22 protein-coding genes are annotated in these 19,232 nt (G+C 62.0%); 12 read left to right on the top strand and 10 right to left on the bottom strand.

Going from position 1 to position 19,232, the window contains the following annotated elements:
* Window positions 1-64: 64 nt before the first annotated feature.
* The 8 genes from AKL28_RS03130 (at window position 65) to AKL28_RS03095 (ending at window position 7,320) form a co-directional block, all read left to right on the top strand.
* Window positions 65-514 (top strand): HIT family protein, encoded by a 450-nt coding sequence (locus AKL28_RS03130; protein ID WP_050466605.1) that lies wholly within the window; start codon window positions 65-67, stop codon window positions 512-514.
* 95 nt (window positions 515-609) lie between these two features.
* Window positions 610-1,035, top strand: a complete 426-nt coding sequence (locus AKL28_RS03125) for a gamma-butyrobetaine hydroxylase family protein (RefSeq protein WP_050466604.1) — start codon at window positions 610-612, stop codon at window positions 1,033-1,035.
* Entirely contained in the window at window positions 1,013-1,531 is a 519-nt protein-coding gene (locus tag AKL28_RS03120) for a GNAT family N-acetyltransferase (RefSeq protein WP_050466603.1), read from the top strand. The genes AKL28_RS03125 and AKL28_RS03120 overlap by 23 nt, the downstream gene beginning before the upstream one ends.
* Before the next feature lie 45 nt (window positions 1,532-1,576).
* Window positions 1,577-2,311, top strand: coding sequence for a bifunctional demethylmenaquinone methyltransferase/2-methoxy-6-polyprenyl-1,4-benzoquinol methylase UbiE (gene ubiE / locus AKL28_RS03115; protein WP_050466602.1), 735 nt, complete (start codon window positions 1,577-1,579; stop codon window positions 2,309-2,311).
* Between the two features lie 138 nt (window positions 2,312-2,449).
* Window positions 2,450-3,415 carry a Tim44 domain-containing protein gene (locus tag AKL28_RS03110; RefSeq protein ID WP_050466601.1) on the top strand — a complete coding sequence of 322 codons (966 nt, stop codon included), beginning with the start codon at window positions 2,450-2,452 and terminating at the stop codon, window positions 3,413-3,415.
* Between the two features lie 205 nt (window positions 3,416-3,620).
* A complete protein-coding gene (locus AKL28_RS03105) occupies window positions 3,621-4,187 on the top strand; it encodes a ubiquinone biosynthesis accessory factor UbiJ (protein WP_050466787.1) in 567 nt (188 codons plus the stop codon).
* On the top strand, window positions 4,187-5,764 hold the full coding sequence (gene ubiB, locus AKL28_RS03100) for a ubiquinone biosynthesis regulatory protein kinase UbiB (RefSeq protein WP_050466600.1): 1,578 nt from the start codon (window positions 4,187-4,189) through the stop codon (window positions 5,762-5,764). Before AKL28_RS03105 ends, ubiB begins: the two co-directional genes overlap by 1 nt.
* A gap of 149 nt (window positions 5,765-5,913) precedes the next feature.
* The gene (locus AKL28_RS03095; protein ID WP_082221348.1) at window positions 5,914-7,320 is read left to right on the top strand and encodes an MFS transporter; all 1,407 of its coding nucleotides are present in this window, start codon (window positions 5,914-5,916) and stop codon (window positions 7,318-7,320) included.
* Window positions 7,321-7,323: 3 nt separating this feature from the next.
* Here the strand turns inward: AKL28_RS03095 and AKL28_RS03090 are convergent, their stop codons facing one another.
* The gene (locus AKL28_RS03090; protein ID WP_050466598.1) at window positions 7,324-8,250 is read right to left on the bottom strand and encodes a LysR family transcriptional regulator; all 927 of its coding nucleotides are present in this window, start codon (window positions 8,248-8,250) and stop codon (window positions 7,324-7,326) included.
* Between the two features lie 132 nt (window positions 8,251-8,382).
* Between AKL28_RS03090 and AKL28_RS03085 the strand changes: the two genes are divergently transcribed.
* Entirely contained in the window at window positions 8,383-9,141 is a 759-nt protein-coding gene (locus tag AKL28_RS03085) for a 3-oxoacyl-ACP reductase family protein (protein WP_156226221.1), read from the top strand.
* Window positions 9,142-9,214: 73 nt separating this feature from the next.
* On the opposite strand, the gene trpC is transcribed toward AKL28_RS03085, so the two are convergent.
* The 7 genes from trpC to rpe all read right to left on the bottom strand — a co-directional run bounded on the left by trpC (window position 9,215) and on the right by rpe (window position 15,533).
* Window positions 9,215-10,015: an indole-3-glycerol phosphate synthase TrpC gene (trpC, locus tag AKL28_RS03080; protein ID WP_050466596.1), complete on the bottom strand. Its 801-nt coding sequence runs from the start codon at window positions 10,013-10,015 to the stop codon at window positions 9,215-9,217.
* Window positions 10,016-10,029: 14 nt separating this feature from the next.
* The gene (locus AKL28_RS03075) at window positions 10,030-10,662 is read right to left on the bottom strand and encodes a LysE family translocator (protein ID WP_050466595.1); all 633 of its coding nucleotides are present in this window, start codon (window positions 10,660-10,662) and stop codon (window positions 10,030-10,032) included.
* Between the two features lie 32 nt (window positions 10,663-10,694).
* Window positions 10,695-11,732 carry an anthranilate phosphoribosyltransferase gene (gene trpD, locus AKL28_RS03070; protein ID WP_050466594.1) on the bottom strand — a complete coding sequence of 346 codons (1,038 nt, stop codon included), beginning with the start codon at window positions 11,730-11,732 and terminating at the stop codon, window positions 10,695-10,697.
* A gap of 31 nt (window positions 11,733-11,763) precedes the next feature.
* Window positions 11,764-12,339, bottom strand: a complete 576-nt coding sequence (locus tag AKL28_RS03065) for an aminodeoxychorismate/anthranilate synthase component II (RefSeq protein WP_050466593.1) — start codon at window positions 12,337-12,339, stop codon at window positions 11,764-11,766.
* The gene (gene trpE, locus AKL28_RS03060) at window positions 12,340-13,836 is read right to left on the bottom strand and encodes an anthranilate synthase component I (RefSeq protein WP_050466592.1); all 1,497 of its coding nucleotides are present in this window, start codon (window positions 13,834-13,836) and stop codon (window positions 12,340-12,342) included. It abuts the gene before it with no gap.
* A 319-nt stretch (window positions 13,837-14,155) separates the two neighbouring features.
* Window positions 14,156-14,836, bottom strand: coding sequence for a phosphoglycolate phosphatase (locus AKL28_RS03055; protein WP_050466591.1), 681 nt, complete (start codon window positions 14,834-14,836; stop codon window positions 14,156-14,158).
* Window positions 14,837-14,867: 31 nt separating this feature from the next.
* On the bottom strand, window positions 14,868-15,533 hold the full coding sequence (gene rpe / locus AKL28_RS03050) for a ribulose-phosphate 3-epimerase (RefSeq protein ID WP_050466590.1): 666 nt from the start codon (window positions 15,531-15,533) through the stop codon (window positions 14,868-14,870).
* A gap of 242 nt (window positions 15,534-15,775) precedes the next feature.
* On the opposite strand from rpe, the gene apaG reads away from it, so the two are divergent.
* Window positions 15,776-16,150, top strand: coding sequence for a Co2+/Mg2+ efflux protein ApaG (apaG, locus tag AKL28_RS03045; protein ID WP_050466786.1), 375 nt, complete (start codon window positions 15,776-15,778; stop codon window positions 16,148-16,150).
* Between the two features lie 61 nt (window positions 16,151-16,211).
* Here the strand turns inward: apaG and AKL28_RS25370 are convergent, their stop codons facing one another.
* Window positions 16,212-16,499, bottom strand: coding sequence for a hypothetical protein (locus tag AKL28_RS25370; protein ID WP_414735682.1), 288 nt, complete (start codon window positions 16,497-16,499; stop codon window positions 16,212-16,214).
* Between AKL28_RS25370 and mltA the strand changes: the two genes are divergently transcribed.
* Window positions 16,483-17,592, top strand: a complete 1,110-nt coding sequence (mltA, locus tag AKL28_RS03040) for a murein transglycosylase A (RefSeq protein WP_414735681.1) — start codon at window positions 16,483-16,485, stop codon at window positions 17,590-17,592. The genes AKL28_RS25370 and mltA overlap by 17 nt on opposite strands.
* A 100-nt stretch (window positions 17,593-17,692) precedes the next feature.
* On the opposite strand, the gene AKL28_RS03035 is transcribed toward mltA, so the two are convergent.
* On the bottom strand, window positions 17,693-18,130 hold the full coding sequence (locus tag AKL28_RS03035) for a universal stress protein (protein WP_050466588.1): 438 nt from the start codon (window positions 18,128-18,130) through the stop codon (window positions 17,693-17,695).
* Between the two features lie 184 nt (window positions 18,131-18,314).
* Between AKL28_RS03035 and AKL28_RS03030 the strand changes: the two genes are divergently transcribed.
* Window positions 18,315-19,091: an enoyl-CoA hydratase gene (locus tag AKL28_RS03030; RefSeq protein WP_050466785.1), complete on the top strand. Its 777-nt coding sequence runs from the start codon at window positions 18,315-18,317 to the stop codon at window positions 19,089-19,091.
* Window positions 19,092-19,232 lie beyond the last annotated feature (141 nt).

Here is a 19,232-nt window from a genome sequence, read left to right as displayed (position 1 = left end):
CTTGCATCCCATCCTGAAATGACATTTATCCAATTCCCAGCGAGACGTTGAGCAGGTTCTAGCGATGATCCAATCCAGTCAATGCGAACTGTGCGCCGGCGACGGCGGCGAAGTGGTCTGGCGCCATCCGGATTTCCGGGTGGTGCTGGTCGATGAAGCCGGTTATCCCGGCTTTTGCCGCGTGATCTGGAACGGCCACGTCAAGGAAATGACCGACCTCGCGCCGGTCGACCGCACCCTGCTGGCCAACGCCGTGTGGGCAGTGGAGGCGGCGCTGCGCGAAGTCATGCGGCCTGAGAAGGTCAACCTGGCCACGCTGGGCAACATGACGCCGCATGTCCATTGGCACGTGATTCCGCGCTATCTGGACGACCTGCATTTCCCCAGCCCGGTGTGGGCGCCGGCACGCCGCGAGGCGGACCCGTCGTCGCTGGATGCGCGCCACGCAAGGTTGCCGCAATTGCGCGAGGCTATCCGCAAGCAACTGTCGGTAGCCGGCTTCAGCGCCGCCTGAACCTGTCAGGTATCGACGGCGCGGCACTGCCGCCGGTCACTGTTCGTAGCACCACGCAGCACCAGCCTTCTTCAAAGTTCAAAGCGAGTATCTGCATGAGCGCCAATTCTTCTCCGGTTCCTGTGTCGTTCAAGGTGCGCAAGCTGTCGCACGTGGTGGAGGTCGAATTCGACGACGGCGCCATGTTTTCGCTGCCCTTCGAACTGATGCGCGTGTATTCGCCCTCGGCCGAGGTGCGCGGCCACGGCCCTGGGCAGGAAGTGCTGCAGACCGGCAAGCGCAACGTTGAGATCAACGGTATCGAGCCGGTCGGCAACTATGGCGTCAAGCCGCTGTTTTCGGATGGCCACGTCAGTGGCATCTACACCTGGGACTATCTCTATCAGCTCGGCCGCGACCAGGCCGCGATGTGGGAAACCTACCTGCAGAAACTGGAAGCCGCCGGCTTCACCCGCGAAAGCGGGCGCGATCATGTGACGGGCGAGGAGGGAAGCGGTCATGGCTGTGGACATCATCACTGAGCAACCTGAATTCAGGATACGCGCATCGCGGCCGGCCGACGTCGAGAGTATCACCGAGCTGGTCAACTTGCCGGGTTTCCGCTTCGGCACACTGCGCATGCCTTACCAGACGCTGGAACAGACCCGTAAATGGATGGAATCCCCGAGCGTCGGCGGTTTGCAGCTGGTGGCCGAGCTTGACGGCAGGATCGTCGGCCAGGCCGGACTGCATCGCTTGGCCGGCCGTCGTTCGCATGCGGCGGGCATAGGCCTTGGCGTGCACGACGATTATTGCGGCAAGGGCATAGGCAGCGCGCTGGTGAAGGAACTGGTCGATGCCGCCGACAACTGGCTGGACATCCGCCGGCTGGAGCTGGTCGTGTTTAGCGACAACGCCGCCGCGATCGCCGTCTACCGCAAGTTCGGCTTCGAGGTCGAAGGCACCTACCGCGCGCATTCCTTCCGCGACGGCCGTTACGTCGACTCGCTGGCCATGGCCCGCCTGCGCGGCTTGTGACGCGCCAGACGCTTATAATGTCGAACTAAACTTTCAAGCTGAACCATGACCAATACCACCCATTTCGGTTACGAAACCGTTGCAGAAGAAGACAAGGTCCACAAGGTCGCGGAAGTGTTCCACTCCGTCGCCGCCAAGTACGATGTGATGAATGACTTCATGTCGGCTGGCCTGCATCGGGTCTGGAAGGCATTCACCATCGCCCAGGCCGGCATCCGCCCGGGCTTCAAGGTGCTCGACATTGCCGGCGGCACGGGCGATTTGTCCAAGGCATTCGCCAAGCAGGCCGGGCCGACCGGCGAGGTCTGGCTGACCGACATCAACGAATCGATGCTGGGCGTGGGCCGCGACCGCTTGCTCAACAAGGGCATCGTCACGCCGACCGCCTTGTGCGACGCCGAGAAGCTGCCGTTCCCCGACAACTATTTCGACCGCGTGTCGGTGGCCTTCGGCCTGCGCAACATGACCCACAAGGATGTCGCGCTGAGCGAGATGCGCCGCGTGCTCAAGCCAGGCGGCAAGCTGCTGGTGCTGGAGTTTTCCAAGGTGTGGGAGCCGCTGAAGAAGCCTTACGATGTGTACTCTTTCTCGGTGCTGCCGTGGCTGGGCAAGAAGGTTGCCAACGATGCCGACAGCTATCGCTACCTGGCCGAATCGATCCGCATGCATCCCGACCAGGAAACCCTGAAGCAGATGATGGAACAAGCGGGGCTGGAACGCGTCCAGTATTTCAACCTGACCGCCGGCGTGGCCGCGCTGCATACCGGCATCAAGATGTAAGGCCTGTCCGATGTAGGGGCTGTCCTATTAAGGATGGCTTAAGTTTGCCCCGCGACAATGGCGCCAAGCCGGAACGGATGGGCTTGCTTTTCCTGAGGTTTGCCCCCGGTTCAGGTACCTTCGACAAGAGGTAATCGTATGAAAAAATTCCTGCTCGTATTGATGCTGGTATTGACGTCCCTGACGCTGGTGATGTCGCCGGCCGATGCCAAGCGCCTGGGTGGCGGTGGTTCGTTCGGCAAGCAATCGTCCAATTATTCGCGCCAGGCCTCGCCATCATCGCCTTCCTATAACTCGTCGCCAAGCGCAGCACCGGCACGTCCGGCGACGCCGGCGGCGACTCCGCAAGGCGTTCCCGCCAAGCCGGCCAGCCCGTGGGGAAATATCCTTGGCGGCGCTTTGCTGGGTTTCGGGCTGGGCGCACTGATGTCGCACTTCGGCATTGGCGGTGTGGCCGGCGGCGTGCTGGGTTCGCTGCTGACCATCGTTCTGCTGGCCGGCGCGGCCTTCTTCCTGATCCGCATGTTCACGCGCAATCGCTATGAGCAGAGCAACAACCCGGTCTACGCCACCCCGATGCCGGGTGTAAGCCCCATCGGCAGCGCCGCCGGCGCTACTCCCGAGATCGGCTCCGGCCTGAAGGACATCAATCCACCGCCTGCAGCATTGCAAGGCAACGGTTTTGGCAGCGCCGCTGGCCAGCCGGCCGCACCGGCCCAGATCGAGAAGTGGGGTATTCCGGATGGTTTCGACACGGCCGGTTTCGTGCGCAATGCCAAGACCTATTTCATCCGCCTGCAGGCAGCATGGGATCGGGCGGACATCAACGATATCCGCGAATTCACCACCCCGGAAATGTTCGCCGAGCTGCGCATGCAGCTGACTGAACGCGGCGCCTCGCCCAATGCCACCGATGTGGTCCAGCTCGAGGCGGAACTGCTGGGCATTGAAACCATGCCCTACGACTACATGGCCACGGTACGTTTCCAGGGATTGATCAAGGAAGCGCCGGAACTGTCCGCCGAGCCCTTCGCCGAAATCTGGAACCTGTCCAAGCCGCAGAGCGGCGGCGGCTGGGTGCTGGCCGGCATCCAGCAGGTCTGAACCGGGCGGCGCTGGATCAAGCGCCGCACATGTTGCCATCGGAGCTTGGCCGGCAAACTGTTAAACTTGAAACCGCCCGGCTTTTCGGGCGGTTTTGTTTTTGTCCGGCGGATTTTCATTGAGCCCTGCCACTTCTATCACAACACTGACCCAGTCCTTGTCCGAATCCATGCCCGAATTGCCGTCCCTGTCCGCGATCAACCCGATGAAACCCGCTGCTGCCGTGGTCAACCACCTGCTGGCGCAAGAGGCATGGGCGCGCCAGACGCTGGCGGCGCATGCGGGCAAGGTGGCCTGCATCGACACCGGCGCCGCGCAACTGCGCCTGAAAGTGGCGGCCGATGGTTATGTGCAGGATGCGCCGGCCGAGGCGGCGGCTGACGTCACCATCCGCGTCAAGCTGTCCGACCTGCCCCTGATTGCCGCCAACCGCGAGCGCGCAGTGTCTTATGTGAAGCTGGAAGGCGATGCCGATTTCGCCAATGCGATCTCGCAACTGAGCCAGAACCTGCGCTGGGATGCCGAGGACGACCTGGCGCGCGTGTTCGGCGATATCGCCGCCACCCGCATGGTCTCGGGCGCGCGCGGCCTGTTTGACGCCATCCGCACCACGCACAAAAAGCTCACCGAGAACGTCGCCGAGTATTTTCTGGAAGAACAACCGATGCTGATACGCCCTCGCATGCTGCAGGACTTTTCTTCTGACGTGGTGCGCCTGCGCGATGACCTAGAGCGCCTCTCCAAGCGCATCGAGAAACTGGAGCGCCGCTGATGTTCCTGCGTTCCCTGCGCCTGTTCAAGATCATCCGCGTGGCCATCCGCTATGGCCTGGATGAGATCGTCGCCTCCGAGTTCGCGCCGCCGCGTATCGCTCGCATCACCAATGCCATCTTTTTCTGGCGTGACCTGACGCGGCCGCGCGGCGAACGCCTGCGGCGCGCGCTGGAGGATCTCGGCCCCATCTTCGTCAAGTTCGGCCAAGTGCTGTCGACTCGGCGCGACCTGATGCCGCCGGACATCGCCAATGAGCTGACGCGTCTGCAGGACCGTGTGCCGCCGTTCGATTCCGACCTTGCCGTGTTGCAGATACAGAAGTCGCTGGGTGCGCACCCGGATGAATTGTTTGCGAGCTTCGAGCGCAAGCCTGTGGCGTCGGCTTCGATCGCGCAAGTCCACTTTGCCACGCTCAAGGATGGCAAGGAAGTGGCGGTCAAGGTGCTGCGCCCCGGCATGCGCGACGTGATCGACCATGACATCGGCCTGATGCATGTCGCCGCCGACTGGCTGGAACGTTTGTGGGCGGACGGGCGCCGTCTCAAGGCCAAGGAAGTCGTGGCCGAGTTCGACAAGTACTTGCACGACGAGCTCGATCTGATGCGCGAAGCCGCCAACGCCAGCCAGTTGCGCCGCAACTTCGCCGGGTCGACGTTGCTGATTGTGCCCGAGATGTATTGGGACTATTGCTCCTCGTCGGTGATCGTGATGGAGCGCATGCACGGCATCCCGATCTCGCAGACCGAGCGCCTGCGCGAAGAGGGCGTGGACTTGTCCAAGCTGTCGCGCGACGGCGTCGAGATCTTCTTCACCCAGGTGTTCCGTGACGGCTTCTTCCATGCCGACATGCACCCCGGCAATATCCTGGTATCGGTGGCGCCGGAAACCTTCGGCCGCTATATCGCACTGGATTTCGGCATCGTCGGGACGTTGAACGATTTCGACAAGGATTACCTGTCGCAGAACTTCCTGGCCTTCTTCCGCCGCGACTACAAGCGCGTGGCCGAGGCGCATATCGAGTCCGGCTGGGCGCCCAGGGAGACCCGCGTCGATGAGCTGGAAGCGGCGGTGCGCGCCTGTTGCGAACCGATCTTCGACCGGCCGCTGAAGGACATTTCCTTCGGCCAGGTGTTGCTGCGCCTGTTCCAGACTTCGCGCCGCTTCAATGTCGAGGTGCAGCCGCAACTGGTGCTGCTGCAAAAGACCCTGCTCAACGTCGAAGGCCTGGGCCGCCAGCTCGATCCCGACCTCGACTTGTGGAAGACCGCCAAACCGTACCTGGAACGCTGGATGAGCGAGCAGATCGGCTGGCGCGGTTTCGTGGAGCAGTTGAAGGTCGAGGTGCCGCGCTACAGCCGCCTGTTGCCGCAGATCCCGCGCCTGGTGCAGCAAGCGCTGACCAAATACAACGAAGGCGATGGCCATGGCCAGCCGCAGAGCGGCGAACTGCTCAAGAAGCTGCTGGCCGAGCAGCGCCGCACCAACATGCTCCTGGGCGTGATCGTGTATTTCGGCGGGGGCCTGATCGGAGGTATCGTCGTGGTCCAGGTGCTGATGCACCTTCTGCGGTTCTGAGCGCAATCGGGTAAAGTCGGGTTCTCAGCAAAAACGCCGGCGCATGCCGGCGTTTTTGCGGGAAGCTTGCATCGGAGTATCCAAAAGAAAAACGGAAGGAACGCCAATTGGGAAGCAACGACCACTCCTTGACCGATGCGCGGGTGCGCATGCTGCCCTATATCGTGGCGGCGACTTTCTTCATGGAGTACCTCGATACCACCATCATCGCCACTGCCTTGCCGCAGATGGCGCAATCCTTCGGCGTCGGCCCCAATGAGCTGAGCCTGGGCATGACGGCCTACATGCTGACGCTGGCGGTGTTTATCCCGATCAGCGGCTGGGTGGCGGACCGCCTGGGTTCGCGTACCGTGTTCAGCGCGGCGATCGTCATCTTCACGTTGGCGTCCATCCTGTGCGGCTTCTCGCAGAATGTCGTGGAGTTCACCGCAGCGCGCGTGCTGCAAGGCCTGGGTGGTGCGATGATGGTGCCGGTCGGGCGCATGATCGTGGTGCGCAGCACCAGCAAGGCCAACCTGATGAAGGCCATCGCCACCATCACCTGGCCCGCCATCGTGGCGCCGGTGGTGGGGCCGTCGATCGGCGGCTTCATTGTCACCTATGCCTCGTGGCATTGGATCTTCCTGATGAACGTGCCGTTCGGGATCGCCGCTTTCGCCGCCGTGATGCTGATCGTGCGCAACGACCACGGCACCAGCAAGCGTCCGCTGGACCTGGTCGGCTTCGTGCTCTCGGGCGCTGCGCTGACTTCGCTGCTGTACGGCACCGAGATCGCCAGCCACATGGAGTCCAACCTCAAGGTCGCGCTCGGTTTCATCGCCGGCGGCATCGTGCTGGGCTGGTTCGCGTATCGCCACGCCCAGCGTGCCGAACATCCGCTGCTGGATTTTTCCAACCTGAAGATCCCGACCTATTCGGTCACCGTCGTGACGGGTTCGTTGACCCGCATCGGCATCGATTCCGTGCCTTACCTGATGCCGCTGATGTTCCAGATCGGCTTTGGCCTGTCGGCCTTCCAGTCGGGTTTGCTGTTGCTGGCAACCGCCCTCGGCAACCTTGGCATGAAAGCGTTTACCACGCGCGTGCTGCGGCGGTTCGGGTTTCGCCGGGTGGCGGTCAGCAATGCCGCCATCGCCGGCTGCCTGATCATCGCATGCGGCCTGTTGACGCCTGATACCCCGTTGCTGATGACCTTGGCCCTGATCTTTTGCTACGGCCTGTCGCGGTCAATGCAGTTCTCGACACTGGCTACGCTGGCCTACGCCGACATCAGCGATGCGCGCAAGTCATCGGCCAGCACCTTGTGGAGTGTGGCGCAGCAGATGACCATCGGGATGGGGATCGCCTTCGGCGCGCTGGCGCTGCGTATCGCCGCCTATTTTCGCGGCGAATCGATCGATGCGGCTGGCGCGCATTTCACGTTGGGCGATTTCCAATGGGCGTTTGCCATGGCCGGTGTGATCACGTTGATTTCGGTGCAGGGTTACCGCGGCCTGGCGCGCGATGCCGGCAACAACATCGGCGGCGGCATGCGGGCGACGCAACCGAAGGCCTGAGGTTCAGCGTATTGCCGAAAACCGCTCCGCAAGCTTTTGCGCGCGGAAACGCTCAACCATGAAGTCCACGAACACCCGCGTCTTGGCCGGCAGCAGCCGCGCCGCAGTGAAGTACAGGGACAGTATGCCGCTGTCCACGTACCAATCCGGCAATACCCGCACCAGCGCGCCGCTGTCCATGTAGACCACCGCGTGCGGCATCGATACCAGCGTCACGCCCAGGCCCATTGCGGCAATTTCGCAAGCGGCGTTGGGGTCGTTCATCGTCATTTTTACCTTCAGGCTCACTGGCGCTTGCGTACCTTCGCGGTCGCGCAGCGTCCATGGGCGTACGCGTCCGGTTTGCGGGGAACGGATCAGGATGCCGTCGTGCTGCGGCAGATCCTGCGGGGAGCAGAGTGGCGGATGGTTGGCGAGATAGGCCGGGGAGGCCAGCAACACGCGGTGCGCCGGCCCCAATTCGCGCGCCACCACACCGGGTGATAGCTCGATGCCGCCGCCGATGGCGGCGTCAAAGCCTTCGGCGATCAGGTCCACCGGGCGGTTGTCGAAATGCCAGTCGGGCGAGATGGCGGGATAGCGCTGCAGGAAATCGCCCAGGAGCGGCACCACGTATTCGCGCCCGAATCCCGTTCCCATGCTGACCTTGAGCGTTCCGGCCGGCTGTCCGCCGGCGCTGGCCAGGTTGGCGACGGCGTTGCGTATCGTCTCCAGCCCGCCGCCGACTTCCTGCAAAAAACGTTCGCCGGCTTCGGTCAGCGTCAGCTTGCGCGTGCTGCGCTGGAACAGGCGCACGCCGAGGTTGGATTCAAGCCGTGCGACGTTCTTGCCCACCGCAGCTGAAGTCAGGCTAAGACGGCGGGCAGCCGCCGAGAAGCTGCCGGCGTCGGCCGAGGCGACGAAACATTCGATGCTGTTCATGGTTTCCATGCCTTGATTTTAAACCTTTGGTTTAAAAAGAAGATAGTGATTGCCAGCTAGTCTTACCATAATCCGACGGCGATACTTGCTTCAACCCAGCCGGGTTTAACGCTTAAACCAAACTGAACAAGGAGCAAGATCATGTCGAACCAACAATCCAATCCATCCCTCGTATCCAAGGTTGCTTTCGTGCAAGGCGGCTCGCGCGGCATTGGCGCTGCCATCGTCAAACGACTGGCGGCGGAAGGCGCCACCGTCGCCTTCACCTATGTCACTTCGCCGGACAAGGCGCAGGCGCTGGTCAGCGAAGTCGAAGCCGGCGGCGGCCGTGCGCTGGCGATCCAGGCCGACAGCTCGGACGCCACGGCGCTCAGGCAAGCCATCAGCATCGCGGCTGAAACCTTCGGCCGCCTGGATATCCTGGTCAACAACGCTGGCGTGCTGGTACTGGGCCCGGTCGAGGAATTCAAGCTGGAAGACCTCGACCGTACGCTGGCCGTGAATGTGCGCAGCGTGTTCGTCGCCACGCAGGAAGCGGTGCGCTACATGAAGGAGGGCGGTCGCGTGATCACCATCGGCAGCACCAATGCCGAACGCATGCCGTTTGCCGGCGGGGCAGTTTACGCGATGAGCAAGTCGGCGCTGGTCGGCTTGACCAAGGGCTTGTCACGCGACCTGGGGCCGCGCGGCATTACCGTCAACAACGTGCAGCCCGGTCCGGTCGATACCGACATGAATCCGGCCAGCGGCGATTTCGCCGAGACGCTGAAGGGGCTGATGTCGTTGCCGCGTTACGGCAAGGTGGAAGAGATCGCCAGCTTCGTGGCGTATCTGGCGGGGCCGGAGGCGGGTTATATCACTGGCGCCAGCCTGTCGATCGATGGTGGCTTCTCCGCCTGAGGATTGCGCAGGCCGCAAAAAAGCCGTCGTTCCTGCGAAAGCAGAGACGACGGCTTTTGTCAGTCAGCTTGGCTTAAGCGAACAGCCGCGCCAGTTCCACACCCGGCTCCGGCGCGCGCATGAAGGCCTCGCCCACCAGGAAGGCATGCACATCGGCATCGCGCATGCGCTTGACGTCGTCCGGTGTGGCGATGGCCGACTCGGTCACCACCAGTTTCTCGGGCGGGATGCGCGGCAGCAGGCCCAGCGTGGTGTCCAGCGTGGTCTCGAAGGTGCGCAGGTTGCGGTTGTTGATGCCCAGCAGGCGGGTCTTCAGCTTCAGCGCGGCGTCCAGTTCGGCGGCGTCGTGCACTTCCACCAGCACGCTCATCCCCAGCTCATGGGCGCAGGCTTCCAGCTCGGCCATCAGGCCATGGTCCAGCGCGGCCACGATCAGCAGGATGGCATCTGCACCCCAGGAGCGGGCCTGGTACACCTGATAGAGGTCCACCATGAAATCCTTGCGGATCACCGGCAGCGCGCAGGCGGCGCGCGCCTGCCTGAGGTATTCCGGCGCACCTTGGAAGAACTGCTCGTCGGTCAGCACCGACAGGCAGGCGGCGCCATGCTGCGCGTAGCTGACGGCGATATCGGCCGGGCGAAAATCGGGCCGGATCACTCCCTTGGACGGCGAAGCCTTCTTCACTTCAGCGATCACGCCGGCATGGCCGGCGGCGATCTTGTCGCGCAGGCTGCCTTCGAAGCTGCGCAACTCAGAACGCAGTTCGCTATCGCTTTCGACGTCGCGGCGCAGGCTGGCGAAGTCGCGCTGTTTCTTGGCCGCACGGATCTCCTCGGCCTTGACGTCGAGGATCTTGTTGAGGATGTCGGACATGATGTTCCTAGAAGTTATTTACGTTCGTCCAGGGCCAGGCGCACCGCCAGCGCGCCCAGCATGGAACCCATGATGTAGCGCTGCGCGCGCAGCCAGCCCTGGTTGTGGGCGAAGAAGCCGGAGATGCCGGCGGCCGAGAATACGATCATGGAGTTGACCGAGAAGCTGATGGCGATCTGCACCAGGCCCAGCATCACGCTTTGCAGCAGCACGCTGCCGTGTTCGGGATGGATGAATTGCGGGAACAGCGACATGTAGAACACCGCAACCTTGGGATTCAGGACATTGGTCAGGAAGCCCATGCGAAACAGCGTGGCCGGCGAATCCGGCGGCAGTTCGCGGGTCTGGAACGGCGAACTGCCGCCCGGCTTGACGGCGTTCCACGCCAGCCACAGGAGGTAGGCGGCGCCGGCCAGCTTGACGATGTCGTAGGCCATCGGAATGGCCAGAAACAGCGCGGTCAGGCCGAAGGCGGCGGCCGCCATGTGCACCAGGAAACCGACCGCCACCCCGCACAGCGAGATGATGCCGGCCACGCGCCCCTGACAGATCGAGCGCGATACGCAATAGACCATGTTGGGGCCGGGCGTGAGCACCATCACCAGTGAGGCAAGGGCGAAGATCAGCAAGTCGTGGGGGGCGATCATGGTCGGCTTCCTTTATGTCGTCAATGGGTAGTTCAGGACTTCCCGCCCAACTGGCGCGTCACCTGTACGAACTGGTCGAGCTTGGCGCGCGCAGCACCGGAGGCGATGGTGGCGCGTGCCTTGTCCAGGCCTGCGGCGATGGATGGCACGGCGCCCGCCGCGTACAGGGCGGTGGCCGAGTTGAGCAGCACGATGTCGTGCACCGGGCCGGGTTTGCCTTGCAGCGCTTCGAAGATTTTTTCCTTCGATTCATTGGCATTGGCAACCTGCAGGTTGCGGCTGGCGAACATCGACAGGCCGAAATCTTCCGGATGAATCTCGTATTCGCGGATCTCGCCGTTGACCAGCTCGCCCACCATGGTGGCGCCGCCCAGCGTGACTTCGTCGAGGTTGTCGCGGCCCCAGACCACGATCGCGTGCTGCGCGCCCAGGCGCTGCAGCACGCGCACCTGGATGCCGACCAGGTCGGCGTGGAACACGCCCATCAGGATATTGGGTGCGCCGGCCGGATTGGTCAGCGGGCCCAGGATGTTGAAAATGGTGCGCACGCCCAGTTCCTTGCGCACCGGCGCCGCGTGCTTCATGGCGGCGTGGTGGTTGGGGGCGAACATGAAGCCGATGCCGGTCTGGGCGATCGATTGCGCTACCTGTTCGGGCTGCAGGTTGATGTCGGCGCCCAGCGCCTCCAGCACGTCGGCGCTGCCGGAAGAGGAGGACACGCTGCGCCCGCCGTGCTTGGCCACGCGCGCGCCGGCGGCGGCGGCTACGAACATCGAGGCGGTGGAAATGTTGAAGGTGTGCGCGCCGTCGCCGCCGGTGCCGACGATGTCGAGCAGGCCGGTGGTATCGGCCATCGGCACCTTGGTGGCGAATTCGCGCATGACTTGCGCAGCGGCGGCGATCTCGCCGATGCTTTCCTTCTTCACGCGCAAGCCCATGGTGAGGGCGGCGATCAAGACCGGCGACATCTCGCCGCCCATGATTTGGCGGAACAGCGTCAGCATCTCGTCGTGGAAGATTTCGCGGTGTTCGATACAGCGCAGCAGTGCTTCTTGTGGGGTAATGGCCATCTGTGTTTGTCCTCGGATGCGGTGTGACGGCTTACGCGTGCGCGCTGCCGGTCAGGAAATTCTTCAGCAGTGCGTGTCCGTGTTCGGACAGGATCGATTCGGGGTGGAACTGCACACCCTGCAAATCGAATTCCTTGTGGCGCACGCCCATGATTTCGCCATCGTCGGTCCAGGCGGTCACTTCCAGGCACTCGGGCAGCGTGGCGCGCTCGATAGCCAGCGAGTGGTAGCGGATGACCGTGTAAGGGCTCGGCAAATCCTTGAACACGCCCACGCCGGTGTGCGCGATCCTGGAGGTCTTGCCGTGCATGACCTGCTTGGCGCGGATGATGTTGCCGCCGAAGGCTTCACCGATAGCCTGGTGGCCCAGGCACACGCCGAGGATGGGCAGCTTGCCCGAAAACTCCTTGAGCAGGTCGACGCAGATGCCTGCTTCCTTCGGGCTGCAGGGGCCGGGGGAGAGGCAGATGCGTGCCGGGTTCAGCTTCCTGATGTCATCCAGCGTGATTTCGTCGTTGCGGATGGTCAGTACTTCCTCGCCCAGTTCGCCGAAGTATTGCACCAGATTGTAGGTGAAGGAGTCGTAGTTGTCGATCATCAGCAGCATTTAGATTTCTCCGTCCAGGCCGTCTTGCACTTGTTCCGCGGCACGCAGCACGGCGCGCGCCTTGTTTTCGGTTTCTTCCCATTCCATTTCCGGCACCGAGTCGGCGACGATGCCGGCCGCGGCCTGCACGTAGAGCGTGCCGTCCTTGATGACGCCGGTGCGAATCGCAATGGCCACGTCCATCTCGCCGCCGAAGGAGAGGTAGCCGCAGGCGCCGCCGTAGATGCCGCGCTTGGTCGGCTCCAGCTCGTCGATGATTTCCATCGCGCGCACCTTGGGTGCGCCCGACAGCGTGCCGGCCGGGAAGGTGGCTTTGAGCACGTCGAGGTTGGACATGCCGGGTTTCAGGATGCCTTCGACGTTGGAGACGATGTGCTGCACGTGGGAGTATTTCTCGATCACCATCTGGTCGGTGACCTTGACGCTGCCGGTGGCGGCGATGCGGCCGATGTCGTTGCGCGCCAGGTCGATCAGCATCACGTGCTCGGCAATTTCCTTGGGGTCGGACAGCAGTTCCTTGGCCAATTGCTCATCGCGCTCGATGGTGGAGCCGCGCGGACGGGTGCCGGCCAGCGGGCGGATGGTGATCTTTTTCTGGCCGTCGCCGATGGATTCGTTGCGCACCAGGATCTCGGGCGAAGCGCCGACGATCTGCATGTCGCCGAAGTTGTAGAAGTACATATAGGGCGACGGGTTCAGCGAACGCAGTGCGCGGTACAGCATCAGCGGCGAATCCACATAGGACTTCTTCAGGCGCTGGCCGATCTGCACCTGCATCAGGTCGCCGGCCATCACGTATTCCTTGGCCCGGGCCACAGCTTTCAGGTATTCGTCCTTGGGGAATTCGCGGATGGTTTCGGTGCGTACCGAGCCGGTGGTCACCGGCGCGTCGGCCGGGCGACGCAGCATGGCGCGCAGGTCTTTCAGGCGCTGGCGTGCTTTTGAATAGGCTTCCGGCTGGGTCGGGTCGGCGTAGACGATCAGGTAGAGCTTGCCGGAGAGGTTGTCGATGACCGCCAGTTCTTCGGTCAGCAGCAACTGGATGTCGGGCAGGCCGAGGGTGTCTTTCGGTGCGGTGCCTTCAAGGCGCTTTTCGATGTAGCGCACTGCGTCGTAGCCGAAGTAGCCGGCCAGGCCGCCGCAGAAGCGCGGCATGCCGGGGCGGATCGCCACCTTGAAGCGCGCCTGGTATTGCGCGATGAATTCCAGCGCATTGCCTTCGGCGGTTTCGACCACGGCTTCGTTCTTCAAGACTTCGATCTTGCTGCCGCTGCAGCGGATCTTGGTCGATGCCGGCAGGCCGATGAAGGAGTAGCGCCCGAAGCGCTCGCCGCCGACCACCGATTCCAGCAGGAAAGTGTTCTTGCCGGTGTTCTGGCTCTGTGCCAGCTTGAGATACAGCGTGAGCGGCGTCTCCAGGTCGGCAAAGGCCTCGGTGATGAGGGGGATGCGGTTGTAGCCTTCGGTGGCCAGCGATTTGAATTCGAGTTCGGTCATTTTCACTCCAGACCGCTATTGTAGAACACGCAGCTTGGGCCTCGACGCAGGTTGCGCGCAGGGCATGCGCGCATACAGCGGGGCCGGAAGCGGACTCTCGTCAGCGGTTTCGTTAAAGAAATTCGGGAAATGCGGTATTGCAACAAGATCCTGGCCGCAGGTGCGGCCAAGGGCAAGGCGTCAGTCAATGCGCCTGGAATTGCCAGCGTCGCCACAGCCAGGCCTCAGGGGCGGCTGTATGTTGGGCGGTACGTTTGTTGTTGCGAAACATGGATGTGTTGGTCGCGGTTTGGTGTGTTGACCGGAGATTGACAGGGCGTCAATCCACCGAGATTTGCTGCGCTGCTTCGAAAAGCGTTTGAACTATACCATCGGAATCGACATCGTGTATAGATTCGCCGTGGTTGTAGCCATACGGCACGTTGAGCACGCGGCAACCGGCTGCACGTGCGGCCTGGGCATCGTTGGAGGAGTCGCCGATGGCCACCACCTGCGCCGGCGCCAGGCCGAAATCCTTGCACACTTGCAGCAGCGGCATCGGGTCAGGCTTCTTCTTGGGAAAGGAGTCGCCGCCGTAGACTACGTCGAAAAAGCCGCGCAGGCCTTTTTTGTCCAGCAGCGGCAGCGTGAACGAGACCGGCTTGTTGGTCACGCAGGCCAGCCGCAGGCCCTTGTCCTTCATCGCCTGCAAGCCTTCTTTGACGCCTGGGTAGAGCGCCGAGAAGTCGCCGTTGATGGCGAGGTAGTGCTCGGTGTAGGAATCCAGCGCCTGCTTGAAGTACTGTTCGGCCTCGTCTTCGGCGTAGTCCACCGCCAGCACGCGGCGCATCAGGTTTTCAGTGCCCTTGCCGACGAAGTTGACGATGGTTTTCTGCGCCAGCGGTTCCAGGCCCAGCTCGGCGCGCATGCGGTTGACGGCGACGTGGAAGTCGCCGGCGGTATCGAGCATGGTGCCATCAAGGTCGATGATGGCGGCTTTGATGTTGTTCAGCTTGGTCATATCGCGGGGCAGGAAATCAAATACGGAAGGATCAGACCTGGGCCAGTTCGGCGCGCATGGCGTCGATCACGGCCTTGTAATCCGGCTTGCCGAAAATGGCCGAGCCGGCCACGAAGGTATCGGCGCCGGCCTTGGCGGCTGCGGCGATGTTGTCGATCTTGATGCCGCCGTCCACTTCCAGCAGGATGTCGCGGCCGGATTCATCGATGCGGCGGCGTACTTCGGCGATCTTTTTCAAGGCTTCAGGGATGAAGGACTGGCCGCCGAAACCGGGGTTGACCGACATGATCAGTACCATGTCGATCTTGTCCATCACGTGGTCGAGGTAATGCAGCGGCGTGCCGGGGTTGAACACCAGGCCGGACTTGCAGCCGTTGTCGCGGATCAGTTGCAGCGAACGGTCGATGTGTTCCGAGGCTTCCGGGTGGAAGGTGATCAGGTTGGCGCCGGCCTTGGCGAAGTCGGGGATGATGCGGTCCACCGGCTTGACCATCAGGTGCACGTCGATGGGCACCTGCACGTGCGGGCGGATCGCTTCGCACACCAGGGGGCCGATGGTCAGGTTGGGCACATAATGGTTGTCCATCACGTCGAAGTGGATGAAGTCGGCGCCGGCGGCGACGACATTGCGCACTTCCTCGCCCAGGCGGGCGAAATCGGCGGACAGGATGCTGGGGGCGATACGGTAGGTCGGCATGGCTGAAATGAGGTGATGGCTTGATCGACGGCGGCTTCCGGCGTGGCCGGCCCTTGCGCTGGCGGGCTGGCGGACGCGGGGCCGCAAAAGGCGTTATTTTACTCCTATGGCCCATCCTTTGATGAGCTGGCGGAACCTTGCAGCTTGCGCTGCATGCTGAATTCGTGTGCAATCTGGGGTGTTTGCGCCAAGGCGCACACTTTCGCGCGGCGCACATCATCACAACAAAACAGGACACCCACATGGCAGCGTATGAGTTTACGGTGACGGTCAAGACGCAGTATCTTGAGGAGCAATCCGATCCCTCGCGCTCGCACTATGTGTTCGCTTATGCGATCACCATCGTCAATACAGGCACCGTGCCGGCGCAATTGATCTCGCGCCACTGGGTGATCACCGATGCGAATAATCACGTGGAGGAGGTGCGCGGCCTGGGTGTGGTCGGCCACCAGCCCTTCCTGCAACCGGGAGAGCAGTTCGAGTACACCAGCGGCACCGCAATGAAGACGCCGCAGGGCACCATGCATGGGGAATATTTTTGCGTCGCGGAGGATGGCGAGCAATTCGATGTGCGCATCCCTGAATTCGTGCTGTCGCTGCCGCGCACGCTGCATTGACGGGGCCGCTATTGCCCGTTCAGGACTTTCCGGCCATCCGCATGCGGGGCATGCGGATTTTTTATTCCTTGCCGCTGTCTTTCATCTCTCGCGCATTCGGCCTGGCTGCCGGCGGGCCGGATTTCTCCTTGCGGCCTGAAAACATGGTCCACCAGACTATAAAGACCAGGACAAAAAAGGCGGCGCAGGCCTCCAGAATCAACCACAACATGAATTCGTCTCCGATGTTATTGAACCGTCTTGCTACTTTTCCCGTGTTGAAGCGTCTCAGTGTACCTGCATTGGCGGTTTCGGCTGCCGTGCTGCTGGCGGCCTGCCAGACCACGCCGCCGGTGACTACCGCCACCACGCAGCCGCCAGTCAAGCCGTCCGTCCAGCCTGGGCCGGCCATGCGCGCGACCAGCTTCTCACAACTGCCGGGCTGGAACAATGACGACTTGCGCGAGGCCTGGCCGGCGCTGCAGTCGTCCTGCTCCGTGCTGATCCGCAAGCCTGAATGGCGCGCGGCTTGCGGCGCGGCGCAGCAGGTCAATGCTTCAGACCTGGGTTTCCTGCGCGCTTATTTTGAAACCTATTTCACGCCTTACCAGTTGTTCAATCCGGACGGCACCGATTCCGGACTGGTCACTGGCTATTACGAGCCCTTGCTGCGTGGTTCGCGCCGCCGCACCGGCCCGTATCAAACGCCGCTGTATCAGGTGCCCGACGATTTGCTGACGATTGACATGGCCAGTGTCTATCCGGAGCTGAAGAACCTGCGCCTGCGCGGCAAGGTGGTCGGCCGCAAGGTGGTGCCGTATCCCAGCCGCGCCGAGTTGATGCAGTCCAATGCGCTGGACGGCAAGGAGCTGGTGTGGGTGGATGACCCGATTGAAGCCTTCTTCCTGCAGGTTCAGGGCTCGGGCCGGGTCTATCTGCCGGAATCCAGGGAAACCATCCGCCTGGCCTATGGCGACCAGAACGGCAGGCCCTATAAATCAATCGGCCGTTACCTGGTCGACAAGGGCGAGATGACGTTGTCACAAGCTTCTGCCCAGAATATCAAGGCTTGGGTGCAGGCCAATCCTGCACGCAAGGAGGAACTGCTGAACGCCAACCCCAGCTATGTCTTCTTCCGGGAGGAAAAACTGCCGGATCCATCCAAGGGGCCGAAGGGGGCGCAAGGCATTCCGCTGACGTCGCAGCGCTCGATTGCCATCGATCCGCAGCATGTGCCGCTGGGCGCACCGGTATTTTTGTCGACGACCCAGCCTAACAGCGACCGGCCGTTGCAGCGCCTGGTAGTGGCGCAGGACACCGGCGGTGCCATCCGCGGTGTGGTGAGGGCGGATTACTTCTGGGGCTTTGGCGATGAAGCGGAGGATAAGGCGGGTTCGATGAAGCAGCGAGGGATGATGTGGGTGCTGCTGCCCAAGGGAATGAATCCACCGAGCGGCAACTAAATTTCCTTTTGGCAATTAAAAGCCTGCCCTTATAAATATATATATAGGGGCAGGCTTTTTGACCTTTAGAGAGTGCTGCTTCTTATATATAAGAGGGAGGCTAGCGCAGGACCAGAACCGGAATGCTCGAATGTGCCAGTACCTTTTGGGTCTTGCTTCCGAGAAATATTCGTGAGAGGCCGCTGCGGCCATGCGAAGCCATGAAGATGACATCGCACTGGTATGTTTTGGCGGCATTGACGATTTCCTCGTCCGGTGCGAACGACATCATTGTGGCTGTCTGGCAGGGTACGCCGGCAGCCTGGGCGGCGTCAGCGATCTTTTTGACGTGCTGCTCAGCCAGTGAGCGGACGTTGTCCTCATAGATGCCTGGGTCGATTGCCATGGAGCTTTCAGCCAGGGGGGAGAAAGGATAAGGCTCGGCGACCGAGATGCCGATGATCCTGGAGCCGCAATGCTTGGCGTAATCGATGGCATTGACGATTGCCTTGTCGGACCGTTCGGAACCGTCGGTAGGGACAAGTATGGTCTTGAACATGAGAGCCTCCTTATATGATGTGTGTTGAAGAGGTACTTCCACTATAGTCTTTGATGTCCTTGCCCGCATGAAATTCCGGTGGGTGATTGCGTTAAGCGGGATTTGTTGATTATTCTGGCGCACTGCCATGCCGGTCCACGCCACGGACTGGCGCATCCCATTCATCAATAAGAAGGAGACTTGCATGAGCTACGAAAACATCCTGGTGGAAACGCAGGATAAGGTCGGCCTGATCCGCCTGAATCGCCCCAAGGCGCTCAATGCCCTGAGCGATGCGCTCATGAGTGAGCTGGGCGAGGCCCTGCTGGTCTTCGACGGTGACCCCGATATTGGTTGCATCATCATTACCGGCAGCGAAAAGGCCTTTGCCGCCGGCGCCGACATCGTCGGCATGGCCGGCTACAGTTATATGGATGTATTCAAGGGGGAGTTCATTACCCGCAACTGGGAAACCATCCGCCGTGTACGCAAGCCGGTGATTGCGGCCGTTGCCGGCTTTGCACTGGGCGGCGGCTGCGAACTGGCGATGATGTGCGATTTCATTATTGCCGCCGATACCGCCAGGTTCGGCCAGCCGGAAATCAAGCTGGGCATCGTCCCCGGCGCCGGTGGTACGCAGCGCCTGCCGCGGGCGGTATCCAAGGCCAAGGCGATGGAGATGGCCTTGACCGGCCGCATGATGGATGCGGAAGAGGCCGAACGCGCCGGACTGGTCTCGCGTGTCGTCGCCGCGGATCGGCTGATGGACGAGGCACTGGCGGCTGCCAGGACGATTACGGAGATGTCCCAGCCGGTGGCGATGATGGTCAAGGACTCGATCAACCGCGCTTATGAATCAACGCTGTCCGACGGCATGAAATACGAAAGGGCGTTGTTCTATAGCTGCTTTGCCACCGAGGACCAGAAAGAAGGGATGAAGGCTTTTATTGAGAAGCGTCCGCCGGTCTTCAAGAACTCCTGATTGAGATTATTCTTCGGCCTTAATACAAGGCGCAGATAATAAAAATGCCCGCCCTGTTAGGGGCGGGCATTTTTATTTGAATTATTCTGCAGCGGAGGGAGTAGTCGCAACGCCTTTATTGGTGCGGGTTTGGCGGGAGTA

This window comes from Herbaspirillum chlorophenolicum (assembly GCF_001189955.1).
In the GTDB taxonomy this organism is placed as follows: Bacteria; Pseudomonadota; Gammaproteobacteria; order Burkholderiales; family Burkholderiaceae_D; genus Herbaspirillum; species Herbaspirillum chlorophenolicum.
This window is presented reverse-complemented; position numbering and strand designations above follow the sequence as displayed.

Coding starts and splice junctions, on each gene's coding strand:
- AKL28_RS03130 (WP_050466605.1), top strand. CDS start 65: ATGATCCAATCCAGTCAATGCGAACTGTGCGCCGGCGACGGCGGCGAA.
- AKL28_RS03125 (WP_050466604.1), top strand. CDS start 610: ATGAGCGCCAATTCTTCTCCGGTTCCTGTGTCGTTCAAGGTGCGCAAG.
- AKL28_RS03120 (WP_050466603.1), top strand. CDS start 1,013: ATGGCTGTGGACATCATCACTGAGCAACCTGAATTCAGGATACGCGCA.
- ubiE (WP_050466602.1), top strand. CDS start 1,577: ATGACCAATACCACCCATTTCGGTTACGAAACCGTTGCAGAAGAAGAC.
- AKL28_RS03110 (WP_050466601.1), top strand. CDS start 2,450: ATGAAAAAATTCCTGCTCGTATTGATGCTGGTATTGACGTCCCTGACG.
- AKL28_RS03105 (WP_050466787.1), top strand. CDS start 3,621: ATGAAACCCGCTGCTGCCGTGGTCAACCACCTGCTGGCGCAAGAGGCA.
- ubiB (WP_050466600.1), top strand. CDS start 4,187: ATGTTCCTGCGTTCCCTGCGCCTGTTCAAGATCATCCGCGTGGCCATC.
- AKL28_RS03095 (WP_082221348.1), top strand. CDS start 5,914: ATGCTGCCCTATATCGTGGCGGCGACTTTCTTCATGGAGTACCTCGAT.
- AKL28_RS03090 (WP_050466598.1), bottom strand. CDS start 8,250: ATGGAAACCATGAACAGCATCGAATGTTTCGTCGCCTCGGCCGACGCC.
- AKL28_RS03085 (WP_156226221.1), top strand. CDS start 8,383: ATGTCGAACCAACAATCCAATCCATCCCTCGTATCCAAGGTTGCTTTC.
- trpC (WP_050466596.1), bottom strand. CDS start 10,015: ATGTCCGACATCCTCAACAAGATCCTCGACGTCAAGGCCGAGGAGATC.
- AKL28_RS03075 (WP_050466595.1), bottom strand. CDS start 10,662: ATGATCGCCCCCCACGACTTGCTGATCTTCGCCCTTGCCTCACTGGTG.
- trpD (WP_050466594.1), bottom strand. CDS start 11,732: ATGGCCATTACCCCACAAGAAGCACTGCTGCGCTGTATCGAACACCGC.
- AKL28_RS03065 (WP_050466593.1), bottom strand. CDS start 12,339: ATGCTGCTGATGATCGACAACTACGACTCCTTCACCTACAATCTGGTG.
- trpE (WP_050466592.1), bottom strand. CDS start 13,836: ATGACCGAACTCGAATTCAAATCGCTGGCCACCGAAGGCTACAACCGC.
- AKL28_RS03055 (WP_050466591.1), bottom strand. CDS start 14,836: ATGACCAAGCTGAACAACATCAAAGCCGCCATCATCGACCTTGATGGC.
- rpe (WP_050466590.1), bottom strand. CDS start 15,533: ATGCCGACCTACCGTATCGCCCCCAGCATCCTGTCCGCCGATTTCGCC.
- apaG (WP_050466786.1), top strand. CDS start 15,776: ATGGCAGCGTATGAGTTTACGGTGACGGTCAAGACGCAGTATCTTGAG.
- AKL28_RS03035 (WP_050466588.1), bottom strand. CDS start 18,130: ATGTTCAAGACCATACTTGTCCCTACCGACGGTTCCGAACGGTCCGAC.
- AKL28_RS03030 (WP_050466785.1), top strand. CDS start 18,315: ATGAGCTACGAAAACATCCTGGTGGAAACGCAGGATAAGGTCGGCCTG.